Origin of the sequence: Sedimentibacter sp. LTW-03, assembly GCF_052059825.1 — a bacterium.
GTDB lineage: Bacteria > Bacillota > Clostridia > Tissierellales > Sedimentibacteraceae > Sedimentibacter.
Genome location: NZ_CP197180.1, coordinates 64,044 through 79,553, shown reverse-complemented (window position 1 = coordinate 79,553; position 15,510 = coordinate 64,044). Strand labels below are relative to the sequence as shown.

Here is a 15,510-nt window from a genome sequence, read left to right as displayed (position 1 = left end):
CTATTTAATTTACATTGATTGGTATAGAATTCTACAATTTCATTTTATCTGAGTGTTTATTGAATACATATACTATATCTGAATAACAGCAAACCCCTTTAGGATTATTAACTGCACAATTGCTATTCTTCATAGCACCAGTTGCTTCAATTACATCTTTTACAGTTAATGCTCCGTTCTCAATTGCTACTATTATATCTTGTTCAGTTACATGGTTACAATAACAAACATATTCACCAATAACAGGCTCTTTGCTCTCCGTACTGCAACAAGAACAACATTTTTCTTCATTCATTGAATATCCTCCTTTAGACTTTTTAGTCTTTAATATCCTGAGTATTTAAACTCTTATAGTATCCCTAACTCATCAAAATAGCTATGTCATCTATATTTTTGCCCTTTTTTAGGGTCAACAAACGTCATTTTTTTGCTATTTTTTGACCCCAAAATTGTCCAAAACCACTACATATTGTGGTCAACTTCTACTTTTTACTCTTCGAACCACAATACGTCATCAGAATTATACTCTCAACATGCACCGACCACGGGAACATGTCTACCGGCTGGACTTCTTTCAGCTTGTATCCTCCTGCTTCCAACAGCTTGATATCTCTTGCCAGTGTAGACGGATTGCAGGATACGTATACTATTTTTCTTGGAGACATGCTTGTTATTGTGCTTATAACCTCTTGCTCACAGCCTTTTCTTGGCGGATCTACAATTACTGTGTCGGCTTTTATGTTTTGTCTGTACAGTTTTGGAACTGTTTTTTCTGCTTTGCCTGCATAGAATTCTGTGTTTGTTATATTGTTTTTAATGGCATTTTCTTTTGCATTTACGATTGACTGCTCAACTATTTCTATCCCGTAGACTTTTTTTGCATGCCTAGCTGCCATCAATGATATGGTTCCTATTCCGCAGTAGATGTCAAAACAGACTTCATCTTCTTGAAGATTTGCGTACTTAATTGCCGTATTATACAGTTTTTCTGTTTGCGCAGGGTTAACTTGAAAAAATGTTTCCGGCGATATGGTAAAATTCAAGTCGTCTATTTTATCATTAATGGTTCCGTCACCGTATAGAACAAGGTTTTTTCTTCCCATAACTAAGTTTGTGTTTTTGCTGTTGATGTTTTGTACAACAGTTTTGATGTTAGGATTTTCTCCTGTCAATTCCTTAATAAAGGCTTCGCCGAATTTGAAATTTTCTGATGCGGTCACTATTATGAACATGAGCTCATTTTTTCTGTTATTCCTTATTAAAACATTTTTTATTGTTCCCTTTCCTGTTTTTTTGTCATAAGCTTTTATATTGTGCTTTATCATAAGTTTCTTAAACAGTGCAATTGCTTCATCAGCTTCACTGCTCTGAATAAGGCAGCTGTCTATATTAACTATATTGTATGTGCCCTGCTCGTATGGCCCTATAATTATTTCACCTGCTTTTTCTTTAACTGAAAATGCAGTTTTGTTTCTGTACCTGAAAGGGCTATCCATTCCTATTGTATCATGCACTTCAGCATCATTAAAATCGATCCCTGCTCTTCTTAATTCGTTTATTACCCGAGATTTTTTGAATTTAAGCTGCTCGCCGTAATCCATGTGCATAAGCTGGCATCCCCCGCACTGCTCATAGTGAGGACAGACAGGGCTTACTCTGTAATCAGACTGCTTTATAATTTCGATTATTTCTCCAATAGCATAGTTTTTTTTGACTTCTGTTATTTTTATGCGCAATATATCTCCGGGAACTGCTCCATGAACAAACACCACAAAGTTATCTATTTTGGCAACACCTAGAGCCATGTAATTCAAATCTATTATTTCAGCTTCAATTATTTTTCCTGTTTGCAGCATATTATCTCCTTAATGTATTATTAGTACAATTATACTATTATAATAACTGATGTCAACGCTCTTTACAGCATTGCACAGAAAACATGCATGATATGATTATAGCTAAAAAGTCATAAATAAACGCTGTTATAACAGTCAAACGTATGATGATAAAATTATCACCATTCAGGCTGGTTAGCACAGCGTATCTTAAAATTCAACAATAGAGATGTTAAAAAGCTAGTAGTCCAGTTTTAAAACCCACATCAGAGTTTCTAAATAAATACTCATAAATCTTTCTCTGGATATTCCGATATCTTCTTCGTTGACCGTCAATACTTTAGGTTCAATTAACTCATGAGTAGTTACCACATCCATCATCATTTTTATTTCATTATCATTCCCAAGCAGTGCATCTTTAACGTCATCTGACAGCACAAGCTCTTCCACTATTTCATTCATGTCTTTGTTCAACAGAACATCAATAGAAGAAAGCATTCCGGCCGTGAAATATTCAAAATGCCTATCCGCCCTGCCTGTTTCTGCTGCCAAATGCTCCATTAATTTTGCTCTTATAAAGCATGTCTTTATTAATTCCTTGTTTTCAACATGCTGTATATCCTTTAGAACCATTACATAAATCCATTTTCTTATTTCTGATAAACCTAGTTGAACTAATGCCTGCCTTGTGTAGAGTATTTTGTTCCTTGATCCGAAAAACACTGAATTAGCAAGCTTTAATAATTTATACGAAAGACCTAAGTCGGTTTCTATTATGTCTGCTATTTTCTTATATTCCGGCTCTGGCTTATTTATTTCTTCTAATATTTTCATAAGGTTTATGCTCAAACTATCTATCTCTTTGCCCTTTATAATTACGGGCTTACTAAAAAAATAGCCCTGAAAATAATCATATCCCATTTTAAGTGCCAATTGATATTCTTCTCTTGTTTCAACCTTCTCAGCCAAAAATTTGATTTTATTCCCATACTTTTTAATAAGCTGATGCTGTTCTTCCAAGTTCACTGCAGGAAATTCTATTTTTACAATATGCGCAATATCTAAAAGCGGTAAATATGATTCACTAAAAACAAAATCATCTAAAGCTATTATATATCCGTTTTCTTTTAACTTTTTGCACGCCTCAATTACGTCTTCATTAATTTCAACTCTTTCTAGAACCTCCACAACCGTTGAGTCAGACGGCAGTAGTAAAGGTATTTCCTTAATAAGCATATCCTGCGAAAAATTTATAAAGGCATTTGTACCTCCTGTAAGTTCACGGAAATGCATAGTTAAAAATGCATTATTAATTAATTCAGCTGTTGCTTGATTATCATCGGTTCCCTCATAATAATTGTTCATACTTCTTCTATATAGTAGTTCATAACCGAACACATTCATATTTCTATCAAAAATAGGCTGTCTAGCCACATAAACATCCATTATAACCCTTCCTTTTTTATATTCAAGTCCTTACTTGCATTGGTTTGTAAATATATAAATACCCTTGTATCAATTATTCAAACCCGTTTTAGACAATTATTTACAATTTATGAAAATGCTTATAATAGTTCATCTCGTCATACATATTCATAAATTCCGGGTTTATTAACGCTTCCACGTCATTAATTTCATCGTTGCAGGTTTTAACGAAATGTTTTACAGAAATGTGAATATTGATCTTTATGATTTTAGTTAGAAGCGAATTAAATAGAAACTAGAATGGATGAGCACTGTAGAATACAAGTTCAGCCTCTCAGCGAACTAAAATAATTGCGTAGCAGTTAAAAACTACTACGCAATAAAGTCTAACTTATTGGGGTCACATCACTTCACATAATGAAGCTCTGAACTGTTTTTTATAATATAAACATTTTTGTTACAGCAAATTCTTCTATGCTGTCTGATGTATATTTCACTGTGTGTGAATCTGCCTGCTCAACTCCGGGATAAAATGAAGCGTGCTTTGCATCCTTATGTTCTTTGTAATTTATTTCAACTTCAAATTTTTCAGGCATTTCGATCTTGCATGCTCCTACTCGTTTCAGCCCATTTTTTACTCCTTCTTTAATCAAATCGCAGGCCAAATCCGGATTTATACTGATAGCAGCTCCTCCATTACCTTCTTTGACAGCAAGAGTTTCAATGGATTTATTGAATTCCTTCGCTTTTTCACATAGCATTTTATCTCCGCTTAAAAATACAACCGGCACACCGTAAGCCGCTGCCAGGTATGAATTTATTACAAATTCTGAAGCTCTCTCTCCGTTTATTTTAATATAATTATTTCCCAGGTTCATGGTATGTGCCAGCGGACTTCCGTCTGTACCTGCTCCCGAATGGTATCCTATAAAAATTGCCGCATCAAATGTTTCATCTATTCCGGCTACCATGGAATCAGGAGTATTTGTCCATCCACGACTGAGCTTTGCACATCTGGGTAGTTTTGTAATATCTATGTTCCTTGCTGAATCATGAGCATCCTTTATAAATATTTCCTTTGCTCCCATAGCAATTGCGCCTTCGCATGCAGCGACTGTTTCTTTAGTCATCTGGTCAGCCGACTGTGCGTAATCAGAGTTGCCAAGTGTTGTTTCGCTCCAGGAAGTAACACCTGTTATACCTTCAATATCCACACTTATAAATACTTTCATTTTATCCCTCCATTTATTAATGTAACGACATATGCCGTTTATTGCAACACAAATCTCTCCTAATTTTCCAAAAGTGAAAGCACATTATTAACTTGCAGAACTACTCCTGTCTTCAGGCACTCTTCATCAATATCAAACGTATCTGTATGAATTGCCGATGTTATACCTTTTGAACTATTACCGCACCCAAGGTGAAAAAATGCTCCCTTAGCAGCATCCGAAAAATATGAAAAATCTTCCGCACCAAGACTTGGAAACTCTTTATATACAATGTTTTCACTGCCTAAAACCTTTTCAGCATTTTCCTTTACTATATCCACAACCTCATCATTGTTAATCAGTGCCTGATATCCGTCATAGAAATCTACAGCTCCTTCACCGCCAAATGCAGCAGCAGTGCTCTTTACAACGTTTTCAATTCTCTGTTTAACAAAAATTCTTGTGTTATCGTCCAAGACTCTTAATGTTCCAGACATCTCAACTTCATCTGCTACCACGTTGTCCTTTACTCCTCCTGAAATTTTACCTAGGGAAATCACTGCGGAATTAAGTGGAGAAATATTTCTGCTTACAATCGTCTGAAGTGACGTAATTATGCTACCTGCCATTGCAATCGCATCTATTCCTTTGTCGGGATACGCTCCGTGGGCCTGTTTTCCTTTTAGCACTATCTTTATTGAATCTGTCGAAGCATTCAACTTTCCGTACTTAAGCTCAACTTTTCCTGCATCTATGTAAGGCATTACATGAAGTCCCAGCATATAGTCAACGTCAGGATTCTGCATACAGCCTTCTTCCACCATTCTTTTCCCACCTCCTATGGTTTCTTCGGCAGGTTGAAAAAACAGCTTCACATTTCCTTTGATCGACTCTTCTGAATCGGCCATTTCTTTTAATATCTTCCCAACACCCAGAAGTATGGCTGTATGGGCATCATGGCCGCAAGCGTGCATAACACCGCTATTAACGGAGCTATATTCCGATTCGTTTTTTTCACAAATAGGCAGCGCATCAATATCTCCTCTAATTCCTACGCACCTGCCTTGCTTTTTTCCTCGAATTATTCCTACAACTCCTGTATCTGCGCATGTATAGTTTTCTATATTCCATTTAGTTAAGTATTCTCTGATTTTCTTTTGCGTTCTAAATTCATTCTGGCTAAGTTCAGGGTATTTATGAAAATCCCTTCTTATGTCAACGAGTTCCCTGTATATTTCATCGACTCTTTTTTGAATGTCCATAATTTCTCCTATAATCTTATCTTATATAAAAGATTCTTCTATTACAATAGTAATCCGAAGAACCTCTCTTTACCTTAATTTAATTCCGTTGCATTTTCATCATCATTGGTTGCAGATAAATTTATATCATATAGTTTATATACTTCTTGTATTATTTTTTCACCATCTGCCAGATAAAATGATAACTTACCCATAATTTTGTCTGTACCGGGTAATGTCATAGTCTCCATGTTATCGGCAGAAAACCCTATGGCATCTTTAACAAGACCAAGCATTTCAGTTAGCGTAAAATCTGTTTTTATGTGCGGATATACCGCACTTATGACGCTTGCAAGCTTAAGACTCATAGCTTTTTTAGCCGCAGCCTTTATAAATGCCTGCTGTGTCTGAACTCTGCCCAAATCTCCATTTGGGTATCCATGATATCCGGGGTAATTTGTCTTTCTAAACCTTAGCAGTTCCATGGCATCATCACCATATATTATCTGATTGCCGGCAGGTACATTTATATCCAACGGAGGATCATCATATGGGTCAGTGTATCTCATATGAAAAGGAACATCAAACTCTACTCCTCCCAATGCATCTACTGCTGCTCTTAGCCCTGAATACTTGATTGTGGCATAGTTGTCAATAGGAATACCTGTCAAGTCCTCAACTGCTTTTACAAGAGCTTTTATGCCGTCATCCTCCGTGCCGTATATCGCATTGATCTTTTGAAGTTCATCATACTTTGCGTACCCTTCCCTGTAATAATATGTGTCTCTGGGAATGGATATCAAACTTGCTTTTTTTGTTTTCCTGTCATAGCTGGCAAGCATGATTGTATCTGATCTTGATCCTTCCAGTCCCACCAGGAGAACATTGATTTTATTGCTTTCATGTATAGCTCGTTCTAAAGGAGTTTTAAATTCATCATCTGTCTCTTCTTCATCTATATCATTATCACTTGGAGCCGCCTCCGCAATTTCCTCCGGTGATAAATATTTTAAATATGTGAAAATCCCTGCCGAAGCAACCAGGGAGAATATTATCAGAGAAAATATAAATACCTTAAAAAATTGTTTCATAAATAATTCCGCCTTTCAATTTTATAAAATGCTAATTCTGCATTTCAACATCTGCGATACCGTATATTCCATCCATCATTTCAGCAATACCGCTTTCATCGGGTATGTAAAAAGATAAGCCTTCCAGCGTTGTTTCTTCTCCCGGTAGAGTTCTAACATTAATATTATCTGTGGAAAAGCCCACCATATCATTGGCCAAGCCCAATACATCAGTTATATTTACGTTTGTATCTATATTTGAATATGCTTCTTTTATCAATGCCGGAAGCTTAAGCCCCATTGCTTTTTTCATAGCAGATTTTATGAACTGCTGCTGAGCTTCTATTCTTCCCAAATCTTGATTTGCATATCCCTTTCTATACCTTAAGAAGTTCAGTGACTGCTTTCCGTCCAATACCTGAATTCCTTCCGGAATATCTATGTACAACGGTGGATCATCATAGGGATCAGAATAAACCATATGGAACGGAACATCTACCTCAACACCACCTAATAAATCGACACATGAAATAACAGCATCATAATCTACCAAGACATACTTTTCAAGAGGAATTCCCAAAAGATCTTCTATGGATTTTACCAGGGCTTCAATTCCTTCACGTGAGTACAGAGCGTTAATCTTTTTTAAATCCGGGCTGTCATCCGCATTTCTTGGAAGATATGTATCTCTCGGAACAGACACCAACTCGGCAGTTTTACTTTCCATATCATAGCTTGCCACCATTATTGTATCTGTTCTTAGGCCTTCAAGTCCCACAACCAAAATATTGAATCTTTTCTTATCTTTCGCAGCTATTCCTAACGTCGTGTTATAATCATATGTGCTGGATTCATAAAATTTCAGTTTTTCCGGCAGATTTGATTCCGGCAGCTTAATTGTACCTATAACAACATCTTTGTCTACAAAAAAAATATATCCTAACGAAGTAACACTTAAAATAAATGATATTAAAAAGGCTGATGCAAAAAAAACTTTCAAAAAATGTTTTATCATTCGTAGTCACCTAATTAATTTTCCATAAAAAGAAATATATTATACTGATTAATTATATCAAAGCTTAACACATATTTCAATTTTTTATTAAAAATATTTAGATTATTGCATCTTATTTTTTCGGTAAAACCGTCCCGTTTATGCAAACGTATTTATGAAATTAAATTCATATAATTTACTTTTTATACATTTCGCAAAAACATTTACACAAACGCTAAAAAAATTATTATGCTTGTTATTCTGCCGTATTTTAATTTTTAAAAATTTTTTATATTTTTTTATAAATATGTATTGCAAATTAGGCAAAAAACTGTTAAAATACAGTTATCTTTTTTAAATATCGGAGGATTTTTTTAATGAAAACAGGTATAGTTAAATGGTTTGATTCCAAGAAGGGTTTTGGTTTTATCTCTTGCGATGACGGAAAAGATGTGTTCGTACACTTCTCAGCAATCGTTTCAGATGGTTTTAAAACTCTGGAAGAAGGTCAAAAGGTAAACTTTGATGTAGTAGACGGTCAAAAAGGACCTCAGGCTAGCAACGTCACTGTAGCATAGTATTGTTTTTAGAAATAATAATTAATATAGATATAGCATTTACTTATATTAATATTGGTTTCAAGGAGACGTGGAAAGGACTACAGTCGTAGTTCTTTTTCATTATAACAACATAATATTTATAAAAAAATGGAGGGTTTAATGAAAACAGGTACAGTTAAGTGGTTTGATTCGGCAAAGGGGTTTGGATTTATTTCAGGTGAAGACGGTAAAGATGTGTTTGTGCATTTTTCAGCAATTGCAGCTAACGGCTTTAAATCTTTGGAAGAAGGCCAAAAAGTTAACTATGATGTGGTTGAAGGTGCGCGTGGACCTCAGGCTGCAAATGTAACAGTAGCATAAATTGATACATTTCGTAATTAAAAAAATTGGCATAACGCCAATTTTTTATTTTACAATATTTCCACTTTCCAATTGTTCTAATGTCGGCATTCCGCTTTGAGCACCCAGTTTTGTTATGGAATATGCAGCAGCCTTGTTTGCAAATATTATTGCCTCTTCAAGATCTGACCCGTTTACCAACGCTGCAGCCAGTGCTCCGCAGAAGGTATCTCCTGCTCCAGTAGTATCAACAACATCAACTTTGTTGGATGGAATAAGCTTCATTTCACTGCCATCATAGTATTTTACGCCCTTTGAACCCAGAGTTACAATCAGTTTGTTCGGATATCTTTTTATTTCTTCTTCCACATCCGTATTTTTCCCCATTATTATTTTCAGTTCATGCTCATTAGGTGTTATATACGATGCATTTTCTATCATTGAACTGCTCAATTCAACTGCCGGTGCAGGATTCAAAAGTACTTTCACATTATTTTTTGTGCAGATATCCAATGTATACTCAACAGCTTCAAGAGGTATTTCAAGCTGAAGCAATACTATATCCGCAGACAGTATAACATCCTTATATTTGTTAATTATTTCTCTGTCAACCTTATAGTTTGCCCCCGGAATAACAATTATACTGTTATCTCCTTCTGCAACAATTATATTTGCGACTCCCGTAGGAATATCATTCACTGCCTGTATGCAGTCGGTATTAACATTTGCAGATTTTAAATTATCAACCGCAAAGCTGCCGTTTGTATCTGCTCCCACGCAACCTACCATGAAACTATCCGCACACAACTTTGATGCAGCCACTGCTTGATTTGCTCCCTTTCCGCCCGGTATCAGGGAGAATGTGTTTCCCAAAACAGTCTCACCTGCCTTTGGCCTTATGTCAGAAGTAAACACCATATCAACGTTTATTGAACCAACTACTACTACCTTACCCATGCAAACCTCCTTATATTGTAAAACGGGTATGCCACTATATTTATTTTGTGCTAAAGCAATACCCGTTATTATTATAATTATTTATATAATTTCATCCAGCTTGTACAAATCATTAAGCAAAATTTCCCTAAATTTTTCCATGTCAACTTCGGTCAAAACTTTCGGATACATATCGCCGTAGTCAATCCACTCTCTTGTATCGCATATTGTATTTCCTCTGCTTAACTCTTCGGAACAATCCACAGTCACAGGCATATGCCTGTATTTATACAACTCAGGATGTATGAGAAACATTATTGCACATGCGTCATGTATGGGCGTAAATGTCCCTTTCTTCACATGATCGCCCCTGAAGTAAAAATTCAACATTTCTCCGCACATTCTTGTAACCTTGCCGGAGCTTTTCATAAGATCGTCAACATCTTTTCTGAACAGTCCCGTGGAATGTGTTACATTGAGACCGCTCATGACAATAGGAAGCTTTGAATCAAATACTATCCTTGCTGCTTCCGGATCAGCCCATATGTTAAATTCTGCAGCAGGAGTAACATTTCCTACATCTGTAGACCCTCCCATAATTGAGATAAGCTCTATTTTTTCTGCTACTTCAGGAAACGTCTTAATAAGCAGTGCAATATTTGTTAGCGGGCCTACAGGAACAAGTGTGGTTTTTTCTTCAGAGCTCATTATTGTATCTCTCATAAACATAATCGCATTGTTCGAGTAAAGTTCCTTAGTATGCGGTAGCTGATAGTCCCCTGCCCCGTTGCTCCCGTGTATATTGCTTGCGGGTTTTTTTTCTCTCAATAATGGGCCTTTTGCACCTCTTGCTATTCTTATGTCTCTATTTAAAAATGACATCAGCCCCAAGGCATTATTTGTGACATTTTCTATTGTTTGATTGCCTGCAACAGTAGTTATTCCCAATAAGTTTAATTTATCCTCATTTGCTACGGCAAAGCACAAAGCAACAATATCATCTATACCCGGATCGCAGTCTATTATTATATTTCTTTTTTTCATCATTCCTCCAATAATATACGCATGTTATTTTCCGTTTAATTTTTCTCTTTTCTTCATTCTGTTATAGCTGTATATTCCAAGACCCAAAATTGTTGTAATATAAGGAATCATCTGTATAATCTCATGCGGCCATGCTCCCAGCTGAAGTATATTTGACAGAGCTGAGGCTGCACCGAACAAGAGCGAAACAAGGAATGATCCAATAGCAGTGTTTCCACCCATAGCACTTGCCGCAAGCGCTATAAATCCTCTACCCGCGCTCATACCGGTTGTAAAGTTTGTCATGTATCCTCCCGAAAGGAAAAAACCTCCCATGGATGCAAGTACACCGCTCAATATCAACGCTATATACTGAACCTTTTTAGAACTAATACCTACTGATTCCGCTGCGTTTTTATTCTCACCTACGGCTCTTATTCTAAGTCCAAGCGGCGTTTTGTATAAAAATAAATGCACGGCAACTACCATTAAAAGCGAAATATACGTTATTATGTTTTGATTTGAAATAACTTCACCAAAATACGGAATATTTTCTATAATAGGTATATCTATTTTAGGCAGAGGAACAGATGGCACAGATGATGACACTCCTCTATCACCTGATACTGCCAGAAGAATAAGCACAGTTGCACCGTTGGCTATAAGGTTTATGGCTATAGCCGCAAGAATTTCGTCTGTTTTCAATTTCAGCACGAAAAACGCAAGCATAAACCCTATAATTCCACCTATTATCATAGTAATAAACAAACCCATCCACGCATTTTGAAATGCTGCGGAAAACAAAACTCCGAACAGCGCTGAAAACAGCATAATTCCTTCCAGAGCCATATTAATTATACCTGCTCTTGAAGCTATTGCCGAGGCCAGTGCGGCAAGCAATATTGGTGTCGTGGCTCTTAAAGCCGCATTTAAAAATTCCGGTGAAAAAAGAGCATCTAATATCATTATTCGGCCTCCTTAACGTTGTTTAAAGTAGCTTTGGCTTCTTTGGCTACCATCTTATGCTTATACTTGCTCAGGAATTGCTCAGCAACAACCAGCAGGATTATAATTCCCTGTGTAACTGTAACAATTTCTGTAGGAACATTTGCTGCTATTGACATTTTCGAAGCGCCTACTCTGAGATACGCAAGGAAAAATGCCGCAAAAGGTACATACAATGGGTTCTTTCTGGCAAGAGTAGTAATTATTATGGCGTCCCAGCCGTATCCCAAGGAAGATGTCCATGAGAAACGGTTATACATTCCAAGCATTTCTACTCCTCCTCCTATTCCGAAAATAAATCCGCCCACCAACTGCGAAATAAGAGAAACTTTCAGCACATTAATACCTGAATACCTTGCAAAATTAGCATTTTCTCCTGTAACTCTGATCTCGTATCCTAACTTTGTTTTATAAAGAAAAATGTAACCGAAAACAGCAACAGCCAAAGCGATGATCAGGCCGAAATGAATCCTTGTTCCAGGAATTATGGAATTTAGCTGTGTACCTTCCGGTATGGCATATGATACAACGGCTCCGGCACTTGGATCTCTTAAAAAGTAACTTAGTATATATGAAGCAAAAAATGTCACCACATAGTTCATCATAAGTGATGAAACCAGCACATCTGAGTCCGTCTTTATTTTCATCACTGCTGGCACCGCTGTAATAATTGACCCGAAAAACCCTGCCATTAAAATGCATACCAACGGGCTTATAGCTCCGGGAAGAAATGTGTTTACAGCTATATATGTTGCTACAAGACCTCCTATATGGAAGGAACCTTCTCCGGCAAGATTTATCTGATTTGCCGCAAACATAATGCTGATACCTACACCTGTAAATATAAGAGGAATCATTGCTTCAATAACATTTCCTATACGCCTTGTTGTCTTCAGCGGCCCGATGAGAAGCTCAGCAATAGCCTTCAGCGGCTCATTGGTTGTCAAAAAAATAATTATAAATGAAATTAATAATGCTATACCGATTGATAATACGGTCCGAAAAATATCGAATTTTTTAGTGCTATTCATATATTATTCCCTCCAGTCTGTCATCCTTTTTTATGCCCAGCATGTATTTACCCAGCTCTTCTTCCGTAAGGTGCTTTACATCTTTGAATACCCCGGCGAACCTTCCTTTGTACATTACAGCCAGTCTATCACTTAATTCAAACACTTCGTTTAAGTCAGCCGAAATAAGTATTACTGCACAACCGGCATCTCTGAACTCTATTATTCTCTGCCTTATAAATGAAGCTGCACCAACATCGATACCCCTCGTAGGTTGGTTGGCTATGATAATTTTAGGGTCTGTGGAAAATTCTCTAGCAACTACAACCTTCTGAATGTTTCCTCCGGAAAGCATTCCGACATTTTGACTGTAGGACTTGCACTTTATAAGATATTCCTTAATAAGTTCATTAACTCTTGACTCTATTTTTTTCGTTTTCAGAATAAATCTTCCTGAGTATTCCGGACTGTCATACTGATTGGAAAGAATATTATCCATTATATTCATATTCGCAGCACAGCCCAAAGTCATTCTGTCCTCTGGAATATGCGCGACACCAAGTTTTCGTATACCATATATACTGCTTCCTCTTACATCCTTGTCAAAAATTTTGATTTCACCAGTATATTTTTTTGTAAGCCCAGTCAATGCTTCAACAAGATGCCCCTGACCATTGCCCTCAACACCTGCTATTCCAAAAATTTCTCCCGCCTTCAAATCAAAAGATAGATCCTTTACTCTGGCTATACCGGTTGATCCCAGCACATTCAGATTTCTAACTTTCATTACCGTTTCTTTAAGCTGCACAGGCTTTTTGTCAAATGAAAGCACAACATCTCTTCCTACCATGAGCCTTGACATTTCACTTGTAGAAATTTTACTTACATCATGAGTTCCCATGCTCTTACCGTTTCTCATGATTGTTGCCCTGTTACATATGGATTTTATTTCATCCAACTTATGAGAAATAAAAATTATGGTATGGCCTAACTCCTTTAATTTCTTTAACTGTACAAACAGTTCATCGGTTTCCTGAGGCGTTAACACTGCAGTAGGTTCATCCAATATCAATATGTCAGCCCCTCTGTACAGCGCTTTTAATATTTCAACCTTTTGCTTAATTCCTACAGGAAGCTCTTCTACTTTTGATTTTACATCAATCTCAAAGTTATACTTTTTTGCCAGCGAATCGGATATCTCCACCGCCTTGCTCATATCTATAAACAAATTGTTTTTAGGCTCAACGCCAAGAACTATATTTTCTGCAACAGTAAGCGAAGGTACAAGCATAAAGTGTTGATGAACCATCCCTATTCCTTTTTTTATTGCATCCTGAGGGGATTTTAAAACTATTTTATTACCATTCAGCATTATTTGCCCATGCTCAGGGGACTCCAGCCCGAAAAGAACCTTCATCAGCGTGCTCTTGCCCGCTCCGTTTTCCCCCAGCAGAGCATGAATTTCTCCCTTTTCAAGCTCCAGTGTTACATCTTCTACAGCCACTACCCCATTTGGATAAATCTTCATAATGTTTTTCATTTCAAGCACTTTATTGCTCATGGTGGATATCCTCCATTGAATTTATTAATGATTAATAATTAATAGTTAACAGCTATCATTAGCTATCAATTATTAACTATTAATAGTAATTTAACACTATAACCGTATTTTTACAGCTAGAAACAGTCAGGGGAAACCCCTGACTGTCAGATTGATGACAAAGTCATCAAGATAATGCTATTTTACTGAATCTTTAACAGCCTGTATTTCTTCTGTGGATTTACCGATTGCAGTATCTACAACTATTTCTCCACTTGTAATTTTTTGCTCTAATTCATCAATCTTAGTTCTGATTGATTCAGGAAGCATTTCTTCATAATGCTCATCTTTTACAATCTCAACTCCGCCTTCAGCAAAACCTAAAGATTCAGCCTTACCAAATTCAAGTTTTCCATCCAAGTCAAGCATTATTGCTCTGTATATTGAATTACCTACATTTTTAAGAGCTGAAGTAGGGATTACATGAGCTTTTTCAGGCATTAAAGCAGCCTGGTCTGAGTCAACACCGAATGCATATTTGTTAGCATCTATTGCAGCTTCTATCTGTCCAAGACCTGCAGCACCGGCAACATTATATCCTACATCAACGCCACCGCTCTGATACTGAGTTAATGCTATATCTTTTCCAGCAGCTGAGTCATAGAAGTTTCCTACATAACCTATTGCCACTTTGATATCCGGTTCAACTTCTTTTGCACCTTGGATATATCCCAGTAAGAAGTCGTTGATTATAGGGTTTTCCATTCCGCCTAAAAATCCAATGTTTTTAGTAGCAGGATCAACATTTTCAATTTCATCACTTGTTGTCATCATAGCTGCTGCAGCACCTATAAGGAATGAAACTTCATTCTGTTTGTACAGAACGTTATAAATATTGTTATTGTTTACATTTGCTTCAAAATCATAAGTTTCATCAAAGAATATAAATTTCTGATCAGGGAACTGTTCAGAAGCCTTTACTAATGGATCTAACATTTGGTATGTACCTACTATGATTACGTCATATTCACCGCTATCGCAGTATTCAAGCAATGTAGGTTCCCATTTAGTTTCATCAGCAGGAGTTGCACCCATTTGTTCAACTTTAAAGTCAAATTTGTCAGCACCAAGTTCATCCTTTAATTTCTGAAGACCTGAATTAGCTGAATCAAAGAACGATTTATCTCCTAATGTTCCGTTCAGCAATAGAGCTGCTTTATACTGTTCTCCGTTTCCTTCTGGTGTTTCAGAAGAAGTACCGCATGCAGTCAACGAAAAAATCATTGCAACTACAAGCAGTAAAGAAAATACCTTTTTCATT

At 36.6% G+C, this 15,510-nt stretch carries 15 protein-coding genes; 2 read left to right on the top strand and 13 right to left on the bottom strand.

Features of this window, described 5'->3' with window-relative positions; all coding sequences use genetic code 11:
• Window positions 1-31 precede the first annotated feature (31 nt).
• The 7 genes from ACS3UD_RS00370 to ACS3UD_RS00340 form a co-directional block, all read right to left on the bottom strand.
• Entirely contained in the window at window positions 32-295 is a 264-nt protein-coding gene (locus tag ACS3UD_RS00370) for a (2Fe-2S)-binding protein (RefSeq protein WP_308138308.1), read from the bottom strand.
• 187 nt (window positions 296-482) lie between these two features.
• Complete coding sequence (rlmD, locus tag ACS3UD_RS00365) at window positions 483-1,856, bottom strand: 23S rRNA (uracil(1939)-C(5))-methyltransferase RlmD (RefSeq protein WP_308138309.1); 1,374 nt, start codon at window positions 1,854-1,856, stop codon at window positions 483-485.
• Window positions 1,857-2,075: 219 nt separating this feature from the next.
• Window positions 2,076-3,281: an EAL and HDOD domain-containing protein gene (locus tag ACS3UD_RS00360; protein WP_308138310.1), complete on the bottom strand. Its 1,206-nt coding sequence runs from the start codon at window positions 3,279-3,281 to the stop codon at window positions 2,076-2,078.
• 416 nt (window positions 3,282-3,697) lie between these two features.
• Complete coding sequence (locus ACS3UD_RS00355; RefSeq protein WP_308138311.1) at window positions 3,698-4,492, bottom strand: M55 family metallopeptidase; 795 nt, start codon at window positions 4,490-4,492, stop codon at window positions 3,698-3,700.
• A 59-nt stretch (window positions 4,493-4,551) separates the two neighbouring features.
• Window positions 4,552-5,733: a M20 metallopeptidase family protein gene (locus ACS3UD_RS00350; protein WP_308138312.1), complete on the bottom strand. Its 1,182-nt coding sequence runs from the start codon at window positions 5,731-5,733 to the stop codon at window positions 4,552-4,554.
• A 74-nt stretch (window positions 5,734-5,807) separates the two neighbouring features.
• Window positions 5,808-6,803 (bottom strand): LCP family protein, encoded by a 996-nt coding sequence (locus ACS3UD_RS00345; protein WP_308138313.1) that lies wholly within the window; start codon window positions 6,801-6,803, stop codon window positions 5,808-5,810.
• A gap of 31 nt (window positions 6,804-6,834) precedes the next feature.
• Complete coding sequence (locus ACS3UD_RS00340; RefSeq protein ID WP_308138314.1) at window positions 6,835-7,797, bottom strand: LCP family protein; 963 nt, start codon at window positions 7,795-7,797, stop codon at window positions 6,835-6,837.
• Window positions 7,798-8,153: 356 nt separating this feature from the next.
• Between ACS3UD_RS00340 and ACS3UD_RS00335 the strand changes: the two genes are divergently transcribed.
• The gene (locus ACS3UD_RS00335; RefSeq protein WP_308138315.1) at window positions 8,154-8,354 is read left to right on the top strand and encodes a cold-shock protein; all 201 of its coding nucleotides are present in this window, start codon (window positions 8,154-8,156) and stop codon (window positions 8,352-8,354) included.
• A 141-nt stretch (window positions 8,355-8,495) separates the two neighbouring features.
• Entirely contained in the window at window positions 8,496-8,696 is a 201-nt protein-coding gene (locus tag ACS3UD_RS00330) for a cold-shock protein (RefSeq protein ID WP_308138316.1), read from the top strand.
• Window positions 8,697-8,741: 45 nt separating this feature from the next.
• Here the strand turns inward: ACS3UD_RS00330 and rbsK are convergent, their stop codons facing one another.
• The 6 genes from rbsK to ACS3UD_RS00300 form a co-directional block, all read right to left on the bottom strand.
• On the bottom strand, window positions 8,742-9,632 hold the full coding sequence (rbsK, locus tag ACS3UD_RS00325) for a ribokinase (protein ID WP_308138317.1): 891 nt from the start codon (window positions 9,630-9,632) through the stop codon (window positions 8,742-8,744).
• An 81-nt stretch (window positions 9,633-9,713) separates the two neighbouring features.
• Window positions 9,714-10,658: a nucleoside hydrolase gene (locus ACS3UD_RS00320; protein WP_308138318.1), complete on the bottom strand. Its 945-nt coding sequence runs from the start codon at window positions 10,656-10,658 to the stop codon at window positions 9,714-9,716.
• Between the two features lie 21 nt (window positions 10,659-10,679).
• Complete coding sequence (locus ACS3UD_RS00315; protein ID WP_308138319.1) at window positions 10,680-11,600, bottom strand: ABC transporter permease; 921 nt, start codon at window positions 11,598-11,600, stop codon at window positions 10,680-10,682.
• Complete coding sequence (locus ACS3UD_RS00310; protein WP_308138320.1) at window positions 11,600-12,670, bottom strand: ABC transporter permease; 1,071 nt, start codon at window positions 12,668-12,670, stop codon at window positions 11,600-11,602. The genes ACS3UD_RS00315 and ACS3UD_RS00310 overlap by 1 nt, the downstream gene beginning before the upstream one ends.
• On the bottom strand, window positions 12,663-14,210 hold the full coding sequence (locus ACS3UD_RS00305; protein ID WP_308138321.1) for an ABC transporter ATP-binding protein: 1,548 nt from the start codon (window positions 14,208-14,210) through the stop codon (window positions 12,663-12,665). The genes ACS3UD_RS00310 and ACS3UD_RS00305 overlap by 8 nt, the downstream gene beginning before the upstream one ends.
• A 177-nt stretch (window positions 14,211-14,387) precedes the next feature.
• Window positions 14,388-15,509, bottom strand: coding sequence for a BMP family ABC transporter substrate-binding protein (locus ACS3UD_RS00300; RefSeq protein WP_308138322.1), 1,122 nt, complete (start codon window positions 15,507-15,509; stop codon window positions 14,388-14,390).
• Between the last annotated feature and the right edge of the window lies 1 nt (window position 15,510).